The organism is Bremerella cremea, assembly GCF_003335505.1.
In the GTDB taxonomy this organism is placed as follows: domain Bacteria; phylum Planctomycetota; class Planctomycetia; order Pirellulales; family Pirellulaceae; genus Bremerella; species Bremerella cremea_A.
In genome coordinates this window covers 209451-230284 of sequence record NZ_QPEX01000019.1, presented here as the reverse complement: position 1 = coordinate 230284, position 20834 = coordinate 209451, and the positions used below count along the sequence as shown (strand labels likewise).

Annotated in this window: 20 protein-coding genes; 7 read left to right on the top strand and 13 right to left on the bottom strand. The window is 53.5% G+C overall.

Annotation, left to right across the window (positions count from 1 at the left end):
• The first annotated feature begins 111 nt into the window (after window positions 1-111).
• From DTL42_RS11210 to DTL42_RS11190, 5 genes are all read left to right on the top strand, one after another.
• Complete coding sequence (locus DTL42_RS11210; RefSeq protein WP_158545324.1) at window positions 112-2280, top strand: methyl-accepting chemotaxis protein; 2169 nt, start codon at window positions 112-114, stop codon at window positions 2278-2280.
• Window positions 2281-2456: 176 nt separating this feature from the next.
• Window positions 2457-3539, top strand: coding sequence for a protein-glutamate methylesterase/protein-glutamine glutaminase (locus DTL42_RS11205; protein ID WP_114368804.1), 1083 nt, complete (start codon window positions 2457-2459; stop codon window positions 3537-3539).
• The gene (locus DTL42_RS11200; RefSeq protein WP_114368803.1) at window positions 3530-4393 is read left to right on the top strand and encodes a CheR family methyltransferase; all 864 of its coding nucleotides are present in this window, start codon (window positions 3530-3532) and stop codon (window positions 4391-4393) included. The genes DTL42_RS11205 and DTL42_RS11200 overlap by 10 nt, the downstream gene beginning before the upstream one ends.
• An 83-nt stretch (window positions 4394-4476) precedes the next feature.
• Entirely contained in the window at window positions 4477-5358 is an 882-nt protein-coding gene (locus DTL42_RS11195; RefSeq protein ID WP_114368802.1) for a metallophosphoesterase family protein, read from the top strand.
• Window positions 5349-5684: a cupin domain-containing protein gene (locus tag DTL42_RS11190; protein ID WP_114368801.1), complete on the top strand. Its 336-nt coding sequence runs from the start codon at window positions 5349-5351 to the stop codon at window positions 5682-5684. Before DTL42_RS11195 ends, DTL42_RS11190 begins: the two co-directional genes overlap by 10 nt.
• Here the strand turns inward: DTL42_RS11190 and DTL42_RS11185 are convergent.
• The 4 genes from DTL42_RS11185 to DTL42_RS11165 all read right to left on the bottom strand — a co-directional run bounded on the left by DTL42_RS11185 (window position 5679) and on the right by DTL42_RS11165 (window position 10538).
• Entirely contained in the window at window positions 5679-6566 is an 888-nt protein-coding gene (locus tag DTL42_RS11185; protein WP_114368800.1) for an aldo/keto reductase, read from the bottom strand. The genes DTL42_RS11190 and DTL42_RS11185 overlap by 6 nt on opposite strands.
• Window positions 6567-6644: 78 nt before the next feature.
• The gene (locus tag DTL42_RS11180) at window positions 6645-8138 is read right to left on the bottom strand and encodes a potassium/proton antiporter (RefSeq protein ID WP_114368799.1); all 1494 of its coding nucleotides are present in this window, start codon (window positions 8136-8138) and stop codon (window positions 6645-6647) included.
• A 168-nt stretch (window positions 8139-8306) separates the two neighbouring features.
• Window positions 8307-8936, bottom strand: a complete 630-nt coding sequence (locus DTL42_RS11175; RefSeq protein WP_114368798.1) for a hypothetical protein — start codon at window positions 8934-8936, stop codon at window positions 8307-8309.
• Between the two features lie 621 nt (window positions 8937-9557).
• Window positions 9558-10538, bottom strand: a complete 981-nt coding sequence (locus DTL42_RS11165) for an NAD(P)/FAD-dependent oxidoreductase (protein ID WP_114368796.1) — start codon at window positions 10536-10538, stop codon at window positions 9558-9560.
• Window positions 10539-10910: 372 nt separating this feature from the next.
• On the opposite strand from DTL42_RS11165, the gene DTL42_RS11160 reads away from it, so the two are divergent.
• Window positions 10911-11699 (top strand): DUF4261 domain-containing protein, encoded by a 789-nt coding sequence (locus DTL42_RS11160; protein ID WP_147274247.1) that lies wholly within the window; start codon window positions 10911-10913, stop codon window positions 11697-11699.
• A gap of 12 nt (window positions 11700-11711) precedes the next feature.
• On the opposite strand, the gene xerC is transcribed toward DTL42_RS11160, so the two are convergent.
• The 4 genes from xerC to bshB1 all read right to left on the bottom strand — a co-directional run bounded on the left by xerC (window position 11712) and on the right by bshB1 (window position 14847).
• A complete protein-coding gene (gene xerC / locus DTL42_RS11155) occupies window positions 11712-12650 on the bottom strand; it encodes a tyrosine recombinase XerC (RefSeq protein WP_276527739.1) in 939 nt (312 codons plus the stop codon).
• Window positions 12651-12667: 17 nt separating this feature from the next.
• Complete coding sequence (locus DTL42_RS11150; protein ID WP_114368794.1) at window positions 12668-12973, bottom strand: hypothetical protein; 306 nt, start codon at window positions 12971-12973, stop codon at window positions 12668-12670.
• A 49-nt stretch (window positions 12974-13022) separates the two neighbouring features.
• A complete protein-coding gene (locus DTL42_RS11145) occupies window positions 13023-13943 on the bottom strand; it encodes a hypothetical protein (protein WP_234824168.1) in 921 nt (306 codons plus the stop codon).
• A 199-nt stretch (window positions 13944-14142) separates the two neighbouring features.
• Entirely contained in the window at window positions 14143-14847 is a 705-nt protein-coding gene (gene bshB1 / locus DTL42_RS11140; protein ID WP_114368793.1) for a bacillithiol biosynthesis deacetylase BshB1, read from the bottom strand.
• Between the two features lie 80 nt (window positions 14848-14927).
• Here bshB1 and DTL42_RS11135 point away from each other — a divergent pair, with 80 nt between their 5' ends.
• Window positions 14928-15200, top strand: coding sequence for a hypothetical protein (locus DTL42_RS11135; RefSeq protein WP_114368792.1), 273 nt, complete (start codon window positions 14928-14930; stop codon window positions 15198-15200).
• Between the two features lie 25 nt (window positions 15201-15225).
• Here DTL42_RS11135 and DTL42_RS11130 read toward each other — a convergent pair whose 3' ends face one another.
• The 5 genes from DTL42_RS11130 to rpmI form a co-directional block, all read right to left on the bottom strand.
• Window positions 15226-16746, bottom strand: a complete 1521-nt coding sequence (locus DTL42_RS11130) for a carboxypeptidase M32 (RefSeq protein ID WP_114368791.1) — start codon at window positions 16744-16746, stop codon at window positions 15226-15228.
• Window positions 16747-16810: 64 nt separating this feature from the next.
• Window positions 16811-18826 (bottom strand): phenylalanine--tRNA ligase subunit beta, encoded by a 2016-nt coding sequence (pheT, locus tag DTL42_RS11125; protein WP_114368790.1) that lies wholly within the window; start codon window positions 18824-18826, stop codon window positions 16811-16813.
• A 73-nt stretch (window positions 18827-18899) separates the two neighbouring features.
• Complete coding sequence (gene pheS / locus DTL42_RS11120) at window positions 18900-19928, bottom strand: phenylalanine--tRNA ligase subunit alpha (RefSeq protein ID WP_114368789.1); 1029 nt, start codon at window positions 19926-19928, stop codon at window positions 18900-18902.
• Window positions 19929-20062: 134 nt separating this feature from the next.
• Window positions 20063-20419: a 50S ribosomal protein L20 gene (rplT, locus tag DTL42_RS11115; RefSeq protein WP_105328191.1), complete on the bottom strand. Its 357-nt coding sequence runs from the start codon at window positions 20417-20419 to the stop codon at window positions 20063-20065.
• 143 nt (window positions 20420-20562) lie between these two features.
• Window positions 20563-20769, bottom strand: a complete 207-nt coding sequence (gene rpmI, locus DTL42_RS11110; protein ID WP_105328371.1) for a 50S ribosomal protein L35 — start codon at window positions 20767-20769, stop codon at window positions 20563-20565.
• Between the last annotated feature and the right edge of the window lie 65 nt (window positions 20770-20834).

Here is a 20834-nt window from a genome sequence, read left to right as displayed (position 1 = left end):
TCAGATCGGCTTCGCGCAGCGATGAAAGAACCTGGCGGTAGAAAAAGTTATCGCCGTTCGCGATCGAAAAGCAATTCCCTTTCAATAACGAAGATTTCCAAGGTTGATTCGATGAAGAAAATGGTTGACATCAAGATGACCGGCAAGATTGTATTTGCTTGCTTGATCTTCGGCCTTGTTCCTTTGGTGTTGACCGGATTTGTGATTTGGAGTGCAACAGGAGACTCCGTTCAAAGAATTGCCGATGGGTATCGGATCACGGCGGAAACGATCGGGGACAAGATCGATCGAAACCTCTTTGAACGCTATGGCGATGTTCAAGCATTTGGTTTGAATCAAGTCGTGCTGCAACGGGATAACTGGTATCAAAATGACGAAGACAACCCAATCGTCCAGGCCATGGATAAGTACGTCGACACGTATGACATCTATTTTCTGACGATGCTGGTCGATCTAGACGGAAAGGTGATTGCCGTCAACAGTCGAGATAGCGAGGGGAATGCAATTGATACGTCCAAAATCTATGAGCAGAATTTCGCTGATGAGCCGTGGTTTAAGGACGTATTGGCAGGTAATTACTATGAGTCACAAGATGGAACCACCACCGGAACCGTGGTCGAGCATTTCCATGTGGATGAAAATGTAAAACAAGTCTACGGAGAAGATGGCTATGCCTTAGGGTTTGCTGCTCCCGTACGAGATGGCGCTGGAAACGTGATCGCCGCGTGGAAAAATGTCGCCAAGTTCCGCTTAGTGGAAGAGATTGTTTGGGCGACTTATCAAGATCTTAAATCCCGAGGTTGCGAGTCTGCCGAGATCACTCTGCTGGATGAAGCGGGCAATGTGATCATCGATTGCGACCCCATGGCCAACGGCACGGAAGAGATTGTTCGTAATCCCGATGTTATTGGCCAACTCAATCTCGTGGCAAACAATACCGAGTCGGCCAGCCGTGTTACCACCGGTGAATCTGGGGCTACGGCTGATAGCTATCACGCTGATAAAGGTGTTTGGCAGGTCGCTGGTTTTGCACCGCTTCGCGGAGCTCTTGGGTTTCCCGGGATGAAGTGGTCGGTGCTGGTGCGTGTCCCTGCCGACGAAGCCTTGGCCTCGGCTTATGGACCGCTATATGCCTGGGGTGTCTTCCTCGGGATTGCCCTAGTAACCATCCCAATCGCCTCTTACTTTTTTGCTCGCAGCTTTGTCAAACCAATTCATCGGACCATTGCCATGTTGAAAGATGTGGCAGAGGGAGATGGCGATTTGACCAAGCGGCTCGATGCGTCACGTCGGGATGAAATTGGCGATTTGGCGCGCTGGTTCAATAAGTTCATTGGGCAAATTCAAGGGATAGTTGTCGAAATCGCATCCGATTCGGAGGTCCTGACCGAAGGTTCCAACCGTTTGGTTTCCACTGCCAAGAAACTATCGAGCGATACGGAAAACTCTAAGCTGCGTTCTGCCGGTGTTTCCTCTGCGGCTGAGGAACTGGCGACCAATATGAAGAACATGGCCGCATCGTCCACGCAGATGTCCTCAGGCATAAACTCGGTGGTCTCCGCCGTGGACGAAATGACAACGACCATTTCCGAAATCGCGAAGCATGCCGAAAGTAGTGCCCAAGTAGCCGGCGAAGCTACCAAGATAACGCGGACGAGCAACGAAAAGATTAGCCTCTTGGGGAACGCAGCCAACGAAATTGGTCGTGTGATCGAAGTTATTCAAGATATCGCGGAACAAACGAATTTGCTGGCTTTAAATGCAACCATCGAAGCGGCGCGTGCTGGTGAAGCAGGTAAAGGGTTCGCAGTCGTCGCTACCGAGGTCAAGGAACTTGCCAAGCAAACGGCATCGGCTACCGAGGACATCCGCCAGCGAATCGAAAATATTCAAAGCTCCACAGTCGATGCGGTTGAGTCGATCGCTGAGATCGGGGGGGTGATTGAAAATGTCAATCAACTGGCAAGTACCATTGCTTCTGCGGTTGAGGAGCAAAGCATCACGACCAAAAGTATTTCGCATGACATCTCGGAAACGGCCTGTGCTGCCGATGTGGTCGCACGAGGCATCGATCAATCGGCTGAGGCAAGCAGCGAGATCACAAAGCACATTAGCGAGATCGATCGTATTTTGATTGAGTCGGCCAAAGACGCTGGGGTTTCGCGGCAGTCCGGAGAAGAGTTTGCTCGCTTGTCGGAAGGACTTCGCCGGATTGTGTCCCGGTTCGAAACAGGACAAAAGGAAATAACCCATGTTGAGCAACTTACGGTTAGTGCCTAGAGAAAGCAATGCGAGTGATCAAAGCATCGATGGAACCGTAAGGCGGAGAATGTGAGGCACCCTTTAGTTGCCTCGGGCGAGATTCTGACGCTGGCAGTGGTAAGCGGAATGGATAGAAGGAAGGGTCGCTTAAGTCGAAACGTTTCAGACGAGCGACAAGGAAGGAAAGCGAAGTCATGCGTGTATTAATTGTGGACGATTCGACCCTTTTTCGTAAAGTAGTTCGCGATGCGCTTGCTACTTGCCCCGGAATTGAAGTGATTGCCGTGGCAGCGGACGGTAAGTCTGCGCTCGACAAGATCGAACACTATCGCCCAGATCTGATAACGCTTGATGTCGAGATGCCGGTTCTGAATGGAATCGAAGTTCTCCGTGAACTGCACAAAAAGCCACAGCGGCCAGAAGTAATCATGCTCAGTGGCATGACCGATCAGGGGGCATTGTGTACGACTCAGGCTTTGCGATTGGGCGCCTTTGACTTTGTGTTAAAGCCAAGCAGTCAGGCCAACATCGAGGAAAGCTGTCAACAACTTCGGAGCGATCTGCTGCCCAAGGTACGTGTCTTGCAAGAACGCTTGGCCGCCGCAGCCAAGCGAAATCAAGAGAGTATCGACGAGCCCGAGGAGGCATTTGTCCCTCCGATTGGCCAGAAACCTTTCGACGCATCGCAAGTTACCGTAGTAGGAATTGGCGTATCAACAGGAGGTCCGGCCGCGTTGTCGACGCTGCTTCCCAAGCTGCCATCTAATCTGGCGGTGCCTCTGCTAATCGTGCAACACATGCCGCCGATGTTCACGAAATCTCTTGCTACAGACTTGAACCGCTCGTCAAAGATCAACGTATGCGAGGCTGAAGATCGTCAGCCGATTGTGCCAGGAACGGCCTATATCGCACCGGGCGGAAAGCAGATGAAAGTGATCACGGAAGGTGGCGCGAAATTGATCCATATCACGGACGATCCTCCCGAACGCAGTTGCCGCCCGTCTGTCGACTATTTGTTTCGATCGATTGCCCACGAATATGGCCGTCAGGCGATGGCAGTGGTTATGACAGGGATGGGGGACGATGGAACATTAGGCTGCCGACTATTAAAGCGGCATGGCTGCATGGTGGTGGCCCAAGACGAAAAAAGCTGTGTCGTGTTCGGGATGCCTCGGCAGGTAATTGCAGGTGGCTTGGCGGACAAAGTGATCCCGCTAGAGCAAATGCATGAAGTGATTCAGTTCGCTGGAACTAAGGGAGCTGCATCATGTCGCTAACGATCGGCGATATCGACGCCGTATGCAACTTGGTGAACGATCTTTGTGGGATCTGTTTGGACTCTAGCAAGTCGTACCTGATAGAAAGCCGCTTGGGACAGATCGTCGAAAAACATGGCTGTAAAGACTATGCCGAGTTAGTGAAAAAGGTTCGCTTAGGCGTCGATTCGCAGCTCACCAATCAATTTGTCGACGCCATTACCACCAATGAGACCTTGTTCTTCCGCGACAAATACTTGTTCGAGGCATTCCAATACAAAGCCCTACCTGAATTGATCGACGCGCGAGGCAAGACGGCGTTTCCTACCAGAGTACGGATTTGGTCGGCCGCATGTAGCACAGGGCAAGAGCCGTATAGCCTGGCGATGACCATCGCCGAGATGATTCCTGATGTGCATCGCTGGGATATTCAGATTACCGCCACCGACATCTCCGATGCCGCCATCTCGAAAGCAAGTCGAGGCGTTTACGCAAAGCATGAAATCGAACGTGGCGTCTCGCAAGAAAGATTGAAACGGTTCTTCTATCCCGAAGGAGACGGTTGGCGAATTCGTGACGAAATTCGCGGAATGGTTTCCTTTAACCGTAAAAACTTATTGGAACCCTTGGGACAGACTGCCCGATACGATATGGTCTTCTGTCGCAATGTCGCGATTTATTTCACTCGTGAAGTCCGCCAAGACTTGTTTCGCCGCATTGCCCAGACCATGGTGTCCGATGGCTACTTGTTTGTCGGAGCCCAAGAATTTCTAGCCGATGTCGGACCGAACTTCACCCCGCATCAACATTGCCGCAGCTCTTTTTATCGGCCTAATCTTACGGCCCCTGTCCCTCACGCTTTGGTGCGTTCGTAGCGATTTAGCCGAGGAGGCTTGCCTACGGGAACGAGCTTGCGTTACCCTCAGGAGACACGCTTTGTTCTCATAAAGGGTTCTCCATGTTCAATCGTTCTCCAAGTCGACGTGCGTTTTTGCAGCAAAGTTCGCTTGTGCTGACCGGTGCTGCCTGTTTCCCTTCTGGCTTGCTCCACGCCGAGGATCGTTCCCCTATGCTTCGTGTTGGCATGATGACCGATTTACACTATGCCGACAAAGATCCGGCCGGTTCGCGTTATTATCGCGAAACCTTAGCAAAGCTTGCTGATGCCTCGGAAAAGCTAGGGGAAGCCAAGTTGGATTTCCTGGTCGAACTGGGCGATTTCATCGATGCCGCCGATTCGGTCGAAACGGAACAAAGCTACCTCAAAACCATCGCACAGCCCTTCGCTGAAATCTGCGACGACCGGCATTATGTGCTGGGGAACCATTGCGTCGATACGCTAACCAAACAAGAGTTTCTCGGCGGTGTTGGACAAGAGAAGTCGTTCTATTCGTTCGATCGAGGAGAAATGCACTTTGTGGTCCTCGATGCGTGTTTCACCTCAGCAGGGGAACCGTACGGGCGGAAGAACTTTGTGTGGACCGATGCCAATATTCCGCCTGAGGAACTTGAATGGCTAACCGCCGACTTGGCAGCAACAAAAAAGAAGACAATCGTCTTCGCGCATCAACGCCTCGATCAAGAGGGCAAGCACGCGGTAAAAAACGCCGCCGCCGTAAGAAAAGTCTTGCAAAAGTCCGGCAACGTGTGGGCTGTTTTTCAGGGGCATAGCCATGCTAACGACTATCGCGAAGTCGCCGGGATCCACTACTGCACCATGCGGGCAATGATTGAAAAGTCTGGCGTGGCGAACAATGGATTCGCGGTGCTAGAGATCGATCCTCGCGGGGTACTCAAAGTGAATGGATTTCGAGATCAGGCTGATTACCAATGGAGCTAACAAACCTTTTGGATGACCTTCCCGAAGAGTTGCCCCAGGAGTTGATTCAAGTACTCGTCCAGCAGGGGAATATCCGTATCGAACGCATTGTCTCTCACGGCCATGCTTCGCCGGAAGGTTTCTGGTACGACCAACCAGAGCACGAGTTTGTGGTCGTGCTATCGGGCTCAGCACAATTGAAAATCGCCGGTGAGTCCGCCGCCCGACAGCTTGCTCCAGGGGATTTCGTAAACATTCCCGCACACCAAAAGCACCGTGTCGACGCCACCGATGCCAACGCGCCTACCATTTGGTTGGCAGTCTTCTATGGTGTCTCGCCGTCATAGTGCGGCCACGCGTTGGCTGATTTCCTGGTAAAGCGAGTCTGGTAGCGGACCTTGGTTGGTGGCTGCGATGTTCTCTTGCAAATGGGCTGCGCTACACGTACCGATAATTGTTGTATCGCAGTGAGGGTGTGAAAGCGTGTACCGTAAAATTAACTCCGCTCGCGTCATCTCGGCGGTAAGTAGTTCGTCGAGCTTGGCGTTATCCCACACATCGTTCAGATTCGGTCGCTGAATCTCCGCATCCGGCCCCCCTTGAGCGATTCCACCTCGAATAATAATGCCAGCCCCCGTTGCGGCGGCTTGCGTGATGAGGTCGTGATGTTCTGGGGCAAGGCAAGAGTAAGGAATCTGGAACGTTTCAAACACTCCTAGAGCAATTAAGTCAGGCAGATCAGGCAACTTGCTAGAGATCCCCAGATGCCTGATTAAACCTTCCTCACGAAAACGGACCAGCAGATCTACAAGCCCTGCTCTTTGCAACGTTTCGGCATCACCACCATGAAACTGCAAGAGATCAAGATAGTCGGTTCGCATTCGTTGCAAACTGGTTTCCAAATTGCGTTGAATGACATCCTGCTTCCACTGGTGCTCGATTTCCAAGTGGTCGTCATGCTGAATCGGCACACAGCCACATTTCGTCGCCAGATAATATTCGCTGCGTCTTGTGCTGATCGTCCTGCCAATTCGCAGCTCTGCTTCGCCGTAATCAGGGGCGGTATCTAAAAAGTTAATGCCCTGATCGAGGACCAAGTTCAGAAAGCGATCTGCTGCGTCATCCTCAACCACACGCACGCCCCAAGTCCGAGGTCCACGCAGGCCCATCGTACCGTAGCCGAGTTGGGTGACTTCCATTCCGGTCTTACCCAGCGGTCGTTTAAGCATTGGTCATGTTGCTCCTGGCGATCCTGACATCGACCAGCAAGTAGGTTTATGGTGTCAGTGCATGCCATCGAAAACGGTTCACGTTCTTTCCACCGATTCCGGGACTTCGCTGGCAATCTCGGGCATAAAGATTCTATTGACAGACTCCCCTGCCCCACCCTTGATAACAACCACCACATGATCCCCTTCCGAGACAATTGTCTTCCCTTGTGGCGGAATAAATTCCTCTTGGCGAGCGATCAACGCAATGGTTGCCCCTTCGGGTAAACCGAGGTCACGAACTTGTTTGCGGACGGCAGGCGATTCGGACGTGATTGTGAAATCTACAATTTCGCCGTCGACGTGTTGCAAGGAATTGATTTCAAGTTGCAGTGGCGGGCTCGGAGGCATGGGGTAGTTTAACCCTAGCTGTCGCGCAACCCAGGGAAGCGACCAGCCTTGGACGAGGGCGGAAACCACCACCACGAAGAACACCACGTTGAAAATATCGTTGCCGTGTTCCAAATGATAGAGCAAAGGAAACGTGGCCAAGGTAATAGGCACGGCCCCTTTTAGCCCGCCCCAACTGGCTAAGACCATTTCCTGCCAGCGGAAGCGAAACGGAAGCAACGAAATCACAACCGCAATTGGCCGGGCAATCAAGATCAACACAACCGCGATTCCCAGAGAGGCCCAAGTGTAGGTCACCAACGTTTTCGGGAAACAGAGCAAGCCCAGCACGATGAACATCATGATTTGGGCCAGCCAAGCCAACGCATCATGAAAGAGCAAGGTTCCATTCTGGAATACAATGCGATTGTTCCCCATGACAATTCCCGCAATGTAAACCGCCAAAAAACCACTGCCATCGAAAAACGAGGTCATTCCAAACGTGATCAGGCACAGCCCCGTTGCCAACAAAGGATAAAGGCCGGCCGAGTCGAGCTTGATGCGGTTGGTTAGCCAAACGGCAAGGTAGCCAGCCAAAACGCCAAAGATGCTGCCGATCATCATTTGCTTAACGAACATCAGCAAAAGCTCGCCGGTTGAAGCCGGATCAGGCTTTAGCAGTTCGATACAGCCCACCGTCAAAAAAATGGCCATCGGATCGTTCGAGCCACTTTCGATTTCCAAAGTCGATGCCAGTTTGGGTGGCAAAGCAAACCCGCCGGTACGCAGTACCGAGAAAACAGCGGCTGCGTCGGTCGAACCGACAATACTGCCCAGCAGCATCCCTTGCAGTAACGAGATCTGCAAAATCCAGCTCGCCGCTAAGCCGGTTACTACGGACGTTATCAAAACCCCTAAAGTTGCCAGCACCAACGATGGCTTCCAGGCCGAAGCGATCGATGTGTAGGTCGTTCCCAGGCCGCCATGAAACAAGATGATCGCCAACGCCAACGAGCCGACCGCATTCGCTTGAATGGGATCTTCAAATTCAATTCCCCCAATCCCATCCGAGCCGGCCAGCATCCCCAACCCCAAGAACAGCACCAGCATCGGGATACCGTAGCGAGCCGATATTTTACTGGTCACCACGCCCAGCAAAAGCAGAACCCCAGCCACCAGCAAGGCATCGTCAATCCAAAGCATGCAGACTCTTCCACGAAAGTTGGTGCGTTATACGGTATCAAGTACCAACACAACTTACCGGGTTACGCCTCGTTGCGAAACTGCCACTTTTTTGCCGGGGAAAAACGGCCCTTCGAGTTTGCTCTTGATCATGCCTAGGGCCAGGGGCAGCACAAGAAGAAAGTTGCCCTAAGAATAAAGGGGACCACCATAATGCTGTTCCGCGAACAACGTCTGCCAAAAGTGTTCTGGCGTCCAGCGATGGCCATGCACTAAACCTTCCAGTTCGATCTTCTGACGCGACATTATCAGGCGATAGCTTTGAGGGCCGATTAATTCCTGCAAGTCTGGCAAGGCCTCTTGAAGTAGGGGCAATGCATCGATTTCTGACTCATCAAAAGGAAGGGAGCATTTCCTTTGTTCTTCATCACTCAAGCACTGTATTAGCCGATCTTGAATGCCCAGAAGAGGCACCTGCCGAGGCGCAAAGTGAGCCTGCAGCCAGGCAAAAGTTAATAAATCGGCCGGGTCTAGGTCACCGAGAAAGCCGATGGGAACTTGTTTCGAAATGCAACTTATTAATTCAACGTCAGACGGCGCGGGAAGCCCGTCTCGCGACAGCAGTGTCACATCGGTTGGCAGGTCAGGCAGTAGCCTAGGTGAAAGAGCTGAGCACTTCGTTACATAGACAAACCGCGACGGCTCGGTGGTTGCGCCAATGAGCTTGTAAAGAGCTTCGCGCGGATAGCGAACAAACTCACCGCTTTCTTGATGTGAAGCGAAAAATGAGGAGATCTTCCAGGCGATCGAGTGTTTCATACGTCTCATCCTACCAGAAGAGAGTAATCCACAATCTTTTCCTTGCTAGGTTTTCAGCCTGAATGGTATCGTACTGGTCCCCTCAACTTCACAACGTCTCAGCACTTACGCAGGCAGACGCCGTGAATGCTGCGCACTGGGAATTGCTCTAGCGAAGGCCGAGCAATCTACCGCAACATAGAGGAGGCACCCCCAAATGTTTCACGCAACAATTCATTCCGTAGCGAGGCCTAATGGAAGCGTAAAAAGAGTTTTGAGTATGAACTTGAAAACAACCACACGCCAGGCAATCTCTCCCCCTGCCCCGTCTCAAACCAGCCGCTTTTGGAGTTTTGAGTATGAAACCGAAAAACAAGCCAACTGCGAACACAGAGTTTTGAGTATGAAACCGGATGAGTTTGAAGTCGCGAGCCTAAGCAAACGTAACGTGTTGTTTGCTTTGCTCTTACGTTATTCCGCTGCTTTGTCACGCACAGCGTGATCTACGGGAGTTGGGGTTTTGAGTATGAAACCGAAACGACCGCGAGCAGCCTAATCAGAGTTTTGAGTATGAAACCAAATGAAACTTGATCAGCACCAACTTCCGAACGAAACACTAAAAACTTCAAACTGCCATTCCTTCTAACCGGCAGCCAGAATCTGCTCTGCAGCTCCCAACCCACTCAATATGGCTCCTTCGACCCGGGCCCCAGAGCACCAATCGCCACAGATGGCCAGTTGAGCGGTGGCGTCGACTAGGCAAGTTTCTTCCAAAGGGGTGGCCGGAGCGCTATAGCGCCAGCGGTGGCTGGTGACATAGCGGATTTCACCCAGCGGTTGGCCGATAGCCTGAGCGAATGCTTCGAGTAGTTCGGTGGTGACCTCTTCGGAGGTTCGTTCCAAGTTTTCGGTCGACCAAATTGGATTGGCATGCAGAACCCAGCACTCTTCATCCAACGGACGACCGGGCTTGCTGTTGTTACGGCAAATCCACCGCAGCGGGTTTTCATGAACGAAGGCGGCGTCGTAAGGAACCGGGACAGGTTTGGCAAAGTGAACCATCGTGGCCCAGCAGGGATCGAATTGTTGTTCGTCTAGCTTGGCATAAAAAGGATGTCGGCTACCCAGGATGGCATTGGTTTGGCTCGGAGGAGCCGTACAGACGAGCCAGTCGTAGGGGCCATACGTTTGTTTTTTGTCTGTCGTTACGACCCAACCGTCGTCCGAATATAGGGCCTGAACGATGGGCGTTTGGGTACGGACGGTCAACGATTCGGCCAGGTGTTTTCCCAGCGACTTCATGCCGGGCATGGCTACGAACCGTGGCGTCGGGTCGCGTTCGGTATTGATCCCAGGCCGCACGACGACCACCGTGCCACGCCAAGGAGCCACGATGTGATCGTCAATCCATTCTTCAAGCAAAGGCTGGACCTGAGCGCTGCGCACGGTGAAATATTGGGCACCATGATCGAAGTTCGCCCCTGTTTCCGGAATACGGCGCGTTGCCATCCGACCAGCCACACCACGAGATTTATCGAACAGGCGAACGTCGAACTTGCCCGCCAGGCTGCGAGCGCATACCAAGCCAGAGATTCCGGCACCGATGATGGCTACGCGTTTCATGAAGGTAACTTTCCAGAGACTCGATTGAAATTGAAAGGGCAAACCAGCAGTACACCTTGGCAACCGTTAGCTTGGCCAATGAATCATAGGTCAAAGATTGTTTATATCGTACGGTCCGAGACTGTTTCGGAAGACGTACTAAACTATTAAATAATTTATCGTGAACAAGCGGGGCGTGGGAAGGGTTGCTAGGTGGCATCGAAAGGTCGTTTTGTGCTCATCAAACGACGCAGAGCAAGAAGAGTTGCGTCGTAAAATTAAATCTTTCGAACAAGGGAATTGTTTTGCCTTTTCCGTTTGTAACCGTTTAGAATCCAGGCAGGACACCCAAGAGAGTTGATGTTACGAAGTGCTAGGCATTAGGAGTTTGTCGTGGCAGTCTCCCTCTCGATGATTGCTTTGAACCGTGGATCCCGGGTTTCATGGAAAAGCTTGCGCAACGATCTCGCGACTTTTTGGCCGATGTTGCCAGCGCCTGAGGAGGCCCGAAAGCAGGAGAATACGCTTTCGTTTGATATCGGGAACATGAGCATTGCCATGGGGATGATGCCAGGTCCGATCCCAGGAGATAACTGGGCTACTCCCCAACGGCAGACTTGGATCTGGCCTGATGCGGTCGAGCAAATGCAATCGCACCGGGGGCATCTCATCGTGACGGCAGTTGGCGAAGCGGCGGTGCTCGAACAATCAAAACTACTTACGATGGTGACTGCATCCTTACTCCGCACGGTTGGGAATCCGGCTGGCGTGCTGTGGGGAGAGAACGGTTTGCTGAATTCCCCAGAAATGTTTTGTGCTTTGGCAGAAACAATGCTGCCGAGCGAGATGCCCTTCCCTTTATGGTTGTCGGTCTTTGTGGGAAAGAACAGTGACGGGACAACGGTCGGCTTTACCCAGGGAATGGAAGCATTTGATCTGATGGACTTTGTTACCGAGAACGCAACCGATTCGCCGGACGACCTTTCCGAACGATTTTATGGATTGGCCGGTTACCTGGCAGAGCATGGACCGGTGATCGAAGATGGTCACACGATCGGAGAAGACGTCGGTGAACATATTCAGGTACGTTACTGCCAGTCGCCGTTCGGGCACCAACGCCCAGTGATGCGACTTGATTTTTTCCCGGAAACGGGGAGGTCGCGTTACGGATCTTGGCGGTAGCCAAGCAGGCTACTAGGCCTTGGCCCGGGGATGAGCTTTTTCGTAGATCCCGCGCAGCGACGCGGTGCTCAGGTGGGTATAGATCTGGGTGGTAACCAAACTCTTGTGCCCCAGCAGTTCCTGCACACTCCGAATGTCAGCCCCAGCGTCGAGCAAGTGCGTGGCGAAACTATGCCGTAATGTGTGAGGACTGGTTCGCAGATCGAGGCCCGTTTCTTTGAGATATTTCTCTAGCATTCGGCCCACACTGCGGGTGGTGATCCGATTGCCGAATTTGTTGAGAAACACCGGTCGGTCGGCCAGTTTCTCGCTCTTGGCACTCAAATGGCGAACATCTAACCACTGACAGAGGGCATCTAAGGCAAACGAACCGAGGGGAGCAAGTCGCTCTTTTCGTCCTTTTCCTCGAACGCGGACCAGGCCATCGTGCAGGTCGAGATCGTTCTCGTTGATGCCGACTAATTCGCTCACACGTAGGCCAGCGCTATAAGCCGTTTCAAGCATAGCCCGATCACGAATGCCTGCCGAAGAAGACTTCGGCGGGGCGTTGAGCAAGCGACCTATTTCGTCGGTGGTCAGAAAATGGGGTAGCTTCTGGCTCTTCCGTGGGTTACGAAGTGGCTTGGCTGGGTTCTTATCGACCAGTTGCTGCCGCTGGGCAAACTTGAAGAAGCTCCGCATCGATGCCAACCGTCGGGCCACGGTACTACCAGAGTAGCCCGCTTCGGTAACGGCAGAAACATAGCCTCGCAGATCAAGCGTGGTGATCTCGTCCGGCGAGGGTTCCAAGGCGAAGCTCTCTTCCAGGTACCCAGCCAGAGCGTCGAGGTCTTCGCCATAGCTTTTGATCGTCAGGTCGGACGCATTCCGTTCGACCTGCAGATAGCGGAGGAAGCTATCAATGACACTTCGCAGCCCTTGGGCAGATGCACTGGTAGCTTGGTTAATCACCCTTGGGGCTCCGCAGCTTAGCTAAACTCGTCGAAGTCGAGATGATCGGAATCGAGACTTCCGATATCGATCGGTCCATTGGCCGGGAACGCAAAACGAGGCTTCACAGCCGGATCGTTTTGCGGAGCCGTATCTTCGTCGATGACCTGAGCACGAATCTTTTGGCTAAGCACTGCGGCATCATACCAGGTGAAGCTCAGCTCTGGATTGCTCGCGTATCTCCCCAGCGTTCGCAAGGCTTCAGCCCTGCGTTGATCGCTGAACAAAAACACGTAGCGTTCTTCACCCTTGACCAGTGCTAGTACGTTTATCTCTTCCGTCACGTGAGGCAGCCTCCCAGACAATTTCAAAACTCATCCGTGGTAAAGATGTTTATCGGCGATTGCCCCATCGAATCGCCAGTTGAGATTCGCCAGCTCCGCCACGAAGAGAAAGCATTTCGCTGATATGCGAGTAGCAACAGAAACGAATGAAATCGTTGCTACGATCGAGAAAACCCTGCCAACCGCCATTACGTGAATCATCCAGAAAAAAGAAATACTGCTCGGCACGGTCTGTGACATCGGAATCGTTCTCGGCGTAAGTGCGGATCTGCGAGATAATCGGACCATCATGGGGTAGCATCGGTGGGTGCTCGGTCTTCGGGCCATCGGGGATAAAACCAGTCGGATCAGGCCAGTCGGCTGGCAAGCCGTCGACGGCCACTTTGCCGTTTTCCTCGGGATTTCCCAGGGGATCGAGGCCATCGGCTTGCGTAGGCGTTTGGGTTGCTAACTGTTCTCGGGCCAAAGCGAACTCCGCTTCCCACACGTGCGATTCGGGGATGAACTCTTCCCCAGAGGTGCCCCAAGGTAGCCCGTAGCCAGGGGGAATTGGATGGAAGCCAGGATTGGTGGCATACCAATTAACTGCCAGCGTTATGCGTTTGGGATAGTAAGGAGAGAAGTCGGTAACCGAACCGACCACGACAGCATCGACCCCCAACATTTTTCCGAGGCCACGAATCTGTTGGATATCGGTCAGATCGTTGCCACTTGCTTGCATAGCACGGATGACCACTCCTACCGGAACCACTTCAAAGCCGCGGACCGATTGCAGTTCGCCGTAATAGGCCAACGTGACGTCGTCCATGTTTAAGGTCGGCACGTCACTCTGGTTGTTAAACGGTATAACAGCAACGCGAGCGAGTTGTGGAAACGGGTTGTGGTAGACCGGTTTCTCGCGCACCTCGGGTACAGCGACGCAGCCGGTCGAAAGCAAGAACAAACAGGCGATGGCGAACCAGTAGCGCACTTAAAAACCGGTCGTTGCAATTCAGGTAGCCCCCCTGTTTTGCTGCATGCGCTGGCGCGAATCTTTCGCGGCGCATCTCGTCCGTTACGTGGAGTCATCGGCGCGATGCGGATGTTCGCTTGATAGGAATTGCAGAGGTTTTTCCGATTGCGCCGATTTTGCAGTCGCTAGCTGCAGGTGCTATCGCAAAATCGATCGATTAAACGAGCGTGCCCATGCTAGCCAGGCCAAGCGGTTCACGCGAAGTGAACGGCTCGCCATAGCGGGTGCCGATTACCTTGCCCCAGTACGAGGCCTCGTCATGCAGCTTGTCGAGAAAGGTGGGATACTCTTGCGGGCGTCCTTCGATGAACTGGCTATGATAGCAACGAATCGAAGCGAGCTTCGCTTCCCAGTGCTCGCTGATGTCGAGTACGAACGCTGGCTGAGGAGTCATCTTTAAGTGGACACAGTAATAGTTGTAGATTCGCTGTGGATGAAATGGCTCGCCAGGCATATCTGTCTTGCTAAGCTTCGCCCAAAACCGGGCTGCGTCCACGAGCTGAGTTGCTGCCAAATGATCGGGATGGGCATCTTCCCAGTAAGGAGCAAACAGCCAGTTAGGCCGCAGCAGCCGAATTACCGAGGCCAGCTTTTCGCGGGCTGCTAGCGTTGCTTCCAGACTGCGATTGGGCAAGCCAAGGTTGTCTCGCCAGTCGACCCCTAAAATCTCGGTGGCGGCTGCCGTTTCTGCGCTCCTTTTCTCCAGGGAACCAAAGGGAGTTGGTTCGCCGGAGGTGAGATCCAAGATCCCGACCTTCTTCCCTTCGGCTTTGAATTTGAGGATTGCCCCTCCCATACCAAGTTCAGCATCGTCGGGGTGCGGAGCAATTACTAAAACGTCGAGCGGAGTCGGTGTTTTCATTTGATCTGGTGGGGATTGGGAATATCAGCTAAGTAAGTCGCCACGTTTACGAAGTTTTCAGGTCTGAGGCGATTGGTCCGATGCCGCTACGCACAATGGTTGTCCTGCTGAGTTTTGTTTGTTGCTTGCCCGGTTGCCAAACCTGGGGATGGGGCTGGAAGTCTGCTCCTCCGGTCGAAGAAGAGGAACGGCTTGTGGACGATTTTACAAACACACAAGCTAAGTCTGACGACAGCAACGACGAGGCAGAACCAACTAGCGCATTTGCCAAGAAGAACGGCCGCGCCAGTGATCCCGGCACAGGCCTATCGGATCGTTCTCGCGATATCGAACGCAGTCTTGGGTATCGCTAAACCTATTCGCTTCCTGACAATCGCTTTAGTGTTGGATGCCGTAAAGCGGCCCAAGTTTCGCGCGAAGGTAGCGAATCAAGGGGGCTGAATCGATCGGATCGCCACAGACTCGCTCGACAAGTTGGTCGCCGGGGTAGCATTGCCCTGGTTGATGCACGTTTTCTCGGAGCCAGCCTAATAAAGGAGAGAACTCGCCGACGGCGAACATGCCTTCTAGGTCGCCCAGGTCTTCGTGGGCTTGTTCCATGAGTTGGGCGGAATAGATATTCCCGAGGCTATATGTCGGGAAGTAGCCCATGAGGCCAGCACTCCAATGGACGTCTTGCAAGCAGCCATCGGCATCGTTGGGCGGGGTAATACCTAACTGTTGGGTGTACTTTTCGTTCCAGGCACCTGGCAAGTCTTTCACTTGCAGATCGCCAGAGAGCAGCGCTTGTTCCAGCTCGAAACGAATGATGATGTGCAAGTTGTACGTCGCTTCGTCCGCTTCCACACGAATCAAGGAAGGAGTGACTTCGTTGATCGCGAAGTGGAAGTCACTCATCGGAACGTCTCCCAATGCAGCGGGAAACAACTTCTTGACTTCGGGGTAGAAGTGGCTCCAGAAAGCATAGCTGCGGCCGACAATGTTTTCCCACAGCCGTGACTGAGATTCGTGAACGCCCAACGAGGCACTAGCCCCTGGGGGCAAACCGTACCAATCTTTGGATAAGCCTTGCTCGTAGATCCCATGGCCTGCTTCGTGAAGTGTCGAGAAGAAAGCCGATGGGAAGAAGTTTTCGTCGTAGCGAGTGGTGATCCGGCAATCGTGCGGGCCGAGGGTCGTGCAAAAAGGATGATGGGTCACATCGAGTCGGCCTGAGGTGAAATCAAAGCCAATCTTGGTGGCCGCTGCAATGCTGAATTGCTCTTGCAAGGAGATCGGATAGCTGCGTTTAAGGAGATCGATATTTGGGGATCGCCCACTGTCTTTGATCTCGGCAACCAGCGGAACCAACTGATCCTTCAGGGTTTCCAATACTTGGCGAACTTGAGCGGTCTTGGCTTCGGGTTCGTAGAAGTCGAGCAGCGCGTCGTATTGCTCCCCTTCATAGCCAATCGCTTCGGCCATTTCGCGGCTTAAGCTAATCAGCTTATCCAGAATCGGTTCAAAGGTGCTGAAGTTGTTGTCGGCTCGTGCTTTAACCCACGTTTGTTGACCGATAACGCGGCTGTGACTGAATTCTTCCACAAGACGTTTGGGCAGCTTGACTTGTTTCAAGTAGTCGCTGCGAATCCGCCGGATCGTGGCTTCGGCAGGACTATTCGCTTCTTCCGTGAGGGGGCAATCGGATAGCGATTCAAGCCAGTCGCCCAGCCGCGGATCGGTGTTACGGTCGTGAACGATACCAGCGAGTAACGTGATTTGATCCGCTCGGTAGGCGCCGGCTTGTTCGGGCAGCATGACCCGTTCGTCCCAGCCCAACAAATCGTTGATATTCTCAAGCTTGGCCGTTTCGCGAACATGGTCGCACAACTGGTCGAAGATTTGTTGATGGTTCGCCATGTTTGTCGCCTATGCGTTCTATCGGAATCCGAGGTTGTTTTCGTCTTGCGGTCGGGAAGGAGGGCTAGGCGAGGAGCTTGGCGCCTGTTTGCTTTTCGCACTCGACCAGAATGTTCGCAATCGTTGCGTCTGCCTCTTCGCCGGTTAGCGTTCGGTCGTAGGCTTGCAGCGTGATCGTGAACAGCACGCGTTTTTTGCCAGGGCCATCTTTCTTCGGGTCGCGGAAGATCTCTTGGAAAGTGACGCTTTCGACCAGCTTACCGCCAGCGTCGTAGCCGATGGATTGCAACTGCGACCAGCTGACTTCTTCATCAACAATCAAGTTCAAGTCGCGATTCATGGTCGGCTGCGTGCTGAAGTCTTGATGCTGAGGCACCAACACCGCTAATTTCATCAGAGCGCCGAGATCGAGCTCCGCGACCGAGGCGGCTTTTTGCAGGCCAAACGCTTTGCACTTGCTTTGGCTGACCACGCCGAGATAGCCCAGCGTTGTCCCCCTGAGGGTCAGATGGGCCCCCTGCCCTTCTTCGAACATGGGATCGGTGTAGGGAATCGATTCCAGCTTGGCTTGCGGGTTCAGCATTGCCACCAAGGATTCGACCACCCCCTTCATTTCATAGAAGCCATGGCCGCTGGTGATCCCAACCATGTAGCGTTCGTCTGGCAGTGCTTTCGATTTGGGCAAATAGACTTTGGCGATTTCGTACAGATCGATTTGCGTGTAGCTGAACTTCTCGTTGTTGCGGCGTGCGCCAAGCAAACTCGGCAACAGGCTAATGCGAAGACGATCCTCCCCTTTCACCATCGGCATGCTGGTAGAGAGAGGCTCGGAGAGAGACCAACCTTGGAATGCCTTGGCCCAAACATCGCTGACGATGCTACGAGTCAACGTTTCGTCGAAGCCCATACCCAGCATCGCGGTGCGAACTTTATTGCGCACGCGGTCTAAATCACTTTGGTGCGAAGCACTTAGCAAAACGCCGGCCCGCTCGGGGATTTGGTCGTAGCCGTAGATGCGCGCGACTTCTTCGACCAGGTCGATCTCGCGATAAATATCGCGCCGCCAGCTGGCCGGAACCACCGTAATGCTGTCGTTCGTCTGTTTCTGGACCGGGTTGCCGAGCTTCTCAAGGATGCGATGAACTTCGGCTGGGGGAACGTCGATTCCCAGAACCCGCATCAATTGCGAAAAGCGAAGCGTGACAGGCTTGCGTGCAGGAGCGGCTGCACCGGCAAAGACGCGTCCTTCGCAAATTTCGCCACCAGCGGTTTCTACAATCAGCTCGCAGCAGCGGCGGCTGGCCCAGTCGATCATTTCGGGATCGACGCCTCGCTCAAAGCGGTAGGATGAATCGCTTTTGAGCTTCAAGCGGCGCGATGTTGTGCGGACCGGCAAAGCGGCGAAGTCAGCCGCTTCGATCAGCAAGCTGTGTGTCATCTCGCTGACTTCGGTTGACTTGCCACCCATTACGCCAGCCAAAGCAATCGCGCCTCGGCGGTCCGCGATAACATAGTCGTCGCTATGTAGTTCGTAGTCGCGATGATCGATCGCGGTGAATTTTTCACCGGTGGTCGCCTGACGCACGGTGATCGTATCGCCACTGATTTTGTCGAGGTCAAATGCGTGCAGTGGCTGGCCGATTTCCATCAGGACAAAATTGGTGACGTCCACCACGTTGTTGATCACCGTGATGCCGACCGTTTCCAGGCGATTGGCTAACCAAGCAGGGCTGGGGCCAATGGTCACTCCGGTCACGCTACGGGCTATGTAGCGTGGGCAGAAGTCTTCGTCCTCGATCTGCACGATCTTCGGGCAGGCACCGCCAGTCGAGGTGGCGGAAATGTCGGCTGCGGGAACCTTCAAGTCGAGATCAAACAGAACACCGATCTCGCGGGCGATGCCGATATGACCGAGCCAGTCAGGGCGATTGCTGGTGACTTCCAGGTCTAAGCAGCGATCGTTGGCGACGGTCGAGGCGCCATCGAAATTCAGACCGGCCAACGTCAGGCGATCGCAGACTTCCGCTTCGCTGATTTTCAGGTCGAGATACTGCTTCAGCCATTCCCAGGAAACTAGCATGATTTGTCGATTCTATGCGTGTGCGAGTTCGTGGTGATTGTGAGGATTCACAAAGAACGAGAAGTGGTTGGCGTTAGAACTGGGCCAGGAACTTCGTGTTGCTGTCGTACAAGTAACGGATGTCGTTGATACCGTGCCGTCGCATGCAAAGCCGCTCGACTCCCAAGCCAAAAGCGAATCCGGTAACTTTTTCCGGATCGTAGCCGACGGCTTTGAGCACGTTTGGATCGACCATCCCTGCCCCGCCGAATTCGAGCCAGGTATCTTGCCAACGCATGTCGACTTCAACGCTTGGTTCGGTGAACGGGAAGAATGACGGACGGAAGCGTATTTCAACGTCGCCTCCGAGATAGCTGGAAGCGAACAGCCGCAGCACGTACTTTAGATCCGCCATCGTGACGTTGGTATCGACCAGCAATCCTTCAATCTGATGGAACATCGCGTAATGGGTTGCGTCGATTTCGTCGGGACGATAAACGCGGCCGAGCGAAACGATACGAATCGGCGGCTCGTTGTTTTCCATCACGCGAATCTGGACGGTCGAAGTCTGGCTACGCAACAGTTGATTGCCGCCACCGTGGCTGGCCGCAGCCAGGTTGAGATAGAAGTTGTCCAGCGGATCGCGTGCTGGATGTTCGAGGGGGATATTGAGGGCCTCGAAGTTGTGCCAGTCGTCTTCGATCTCGGGGCCCTCGACCGCCGTGAAGCCGAGACGTCCCATGATGTCCTTCAGTTCATCGATCGTCTGGGTGATCGGATGAATATGGCCCAGGCGAGGGCGAAGGCCCGGCAGGGTCACATCGATGGCTTCCGCATTCCCTTTTTTGCTGCCGCCGGTAATGACATCGGTTGCCGCTTGAAAGAGTTCTTCCAGGCGCGTTTTCACTTCATTGAAGCGTTTACCAGCGATCGGCTTGTCTTCTTTCGCAACCTTGCCGAGACCCTTTTGGGCTTCCTTCAGCTTACCGCTCTTGGCGCCCAGGAATTCGACACGGGTTTCTTCCAGAACCTGGTGATCGGTCTGATTGATGGCGTCCTCGAAACGCTTGGAAGCGGATTCGACCAGATCGTCCAACTGCTTGATGAAATCGTTGAGTGACATGATACCTGCTGGTGAGATGCCTTCATGAAACAAGCCGCCGAGGATAGCCCGGCGGCTTGTATTATTGCATTTGATGGACGGCCTGCCCATCCACGGTGGTTTGTCTCATACCGTGGAGGCGGCAGCGAGGGAAACTAGGCTGCCAGGGCGGCCTTCACCTCTTCGGTCACCGCGTCGAAAGCGCCCGGATCGTGGATAGCCATTTCAGACAACACCTTGCGATCGAGCGTAATGCCGGCCTTCTTCAAGCCGTTGATGAATTCGCTGTAACGCAAACCACGTTCGCGAGCAGCGGCATTCAAACGAATGATCCACAGCTTGCGGAACTCACGCTTGCGGACCTTACGGTCGCGATAGGCATATACGCCAGCTCGGACCAGGGTTTCTTTGACGGTACGCAGCAGATTGCCACGACCACCACGATTGCCCCTAGCCTTCTTGAAAAGACGCTTCTTCGACTTATGGCGTGCCTTGCCGTAAGTTGTTCTCATCGATCTACCTTACCTTCGTCCACAGGGCCCCTGCTTTGTTGAAAACAGATGTTAGGTGCCCGCGTACTGAACAATACACTGGTTGTGCGAGGTCAACCGTTTTGACCTACCCCAGTGCAGGAAAAAAACTGTGCAAGCCAGCCTTAGTAGCTGTACTTGCCGAGAGCTTCACGTAGAGCAACCGATTCGGCTTCCGCCAAAACAGTTGTACCGCGAAGGTTACGCTTGCGCTTGTGGCTCATGCGGTTGGCCAAGTGGCTCGTACCGCATTGACGGTGCTTGATCTTGCCGTTGCCGGTGATGCGAAAGCGCTTCTTGGTACCCTTGTGGGTTTTCATCTTAGGCATGATGCCAATCCCCAATGAATATAGGCCCAATTGAAATCTGGGCGGTCGTGCCCATTACGGACATTCTT

Excerpts from the sequence above, each read along its gene's own strand:
- DTL42_RS11210 (WP_158545324.1), top strand. The coding sequence starts at position 112 with ATGAAGAAAATGGTTGACATCAAGATGACCGGCAAGATTGTATTTGCT.
- DTL42_RS11205 (WP_114368804.1), top strand. The coding sequence starts at position 2,457 with ATGCGTGTATTAATTGTGGACGATTCGACCCTTTTTCGTAAAGTAGTT.
- DTL42_RS11200 (WP_114368803.1), top strand. The coding sequence starts at position 3,530 with ATGTCGCTAACGATCGGCGATATCGACGCCGTATGCAACTTGGTGAAC.
- DTL42_RS11195 (WP_114368802.1), top strand. The coding sequence starts at position 4,477 with ATGTTCAATCGTTCTCCAAGTCGACGTGCGTTTTTGCAGCAAAGTTCG.
- DTL42_RS11190 (WP_114368801.1), top strand. The coding sequence starts at position 5,349 with ATGGAGCTAACAAACCTTTTGGATGACCTTCCCGAAGAGTTGCCCCAG.
- DTL42_RS11185 (WP_114368800.1), bottom strand. The coding sequence starts at position 6,566 with ATGCTTAAACGACCGCTGGGTAAGACCGGAATGGAAGTCACCCAACTC.
- DTL42_RS11180 (WP_114368799.1), bottom strand. The coding sequence starts at position 8,138 with ATGCTTTGGATTGACGATGCCTTGCTGGTGGCTGGGGTTCTGCTTTTG.
- DTL42_RS11175 (WP_114368798.1), bottom strand. The coding sequence starts at position 8,936 with ATGAAACACTCGATCGCCTGGAAGATCTCCTCATTTTTCGCTTCACAT.
- DTL42_RS11165 (WP_114368796.1), bottom strand. The coding sequence starts at position 10,538 with ATGAAACGCGTAGCCATCATCGGTGCCGGAATCTCTGGCTTGGTATGC.
- bshB1 (WP_114368793.1), bottom strand. The coding sequence starts at position 14,847 with ATGAAAACACCGACTCCGCTCGACGTTTTAGTAATTGCTCCGCACCCC.
- DTL42_RS11135 (WP_114368792.1), top strand. The coding sequence starts at position 14,928 with ATGCCGCTACGCACAATGGTTGTCCTGCTGAGTTTTGTTTGTTGCTTG.
- DTL42_RS11130 (WP_114368791.1), bottom strand. The coding sequence starts at position 16,746 with ATGGCGAACCATCAACAAATCTTCGACCAGTTGTGCGACCATGTTCGC.
- pheT (WP_114368790.1), bottom strand. The coding sequence starts at position 18,826 with ATGCTAGTTTCCTGGGAATGGCTGAAGCAGTATCTCGACCTGAAAATC.
- pheS (WP_114368789.1), bottom strand. The coding sequence starts at position 19,928 with ATGTCACTCAACGATTTCATCAAGCAGTTGGACGATCTGGTCGAATCC.
- rplT (WP_105328191.1), bottom strand. The coding sequence starts at position 20,419 with ATGAGAACAACTTACGGCAAGGCACGCCATAAGTCGAAGAAGCGTCTT.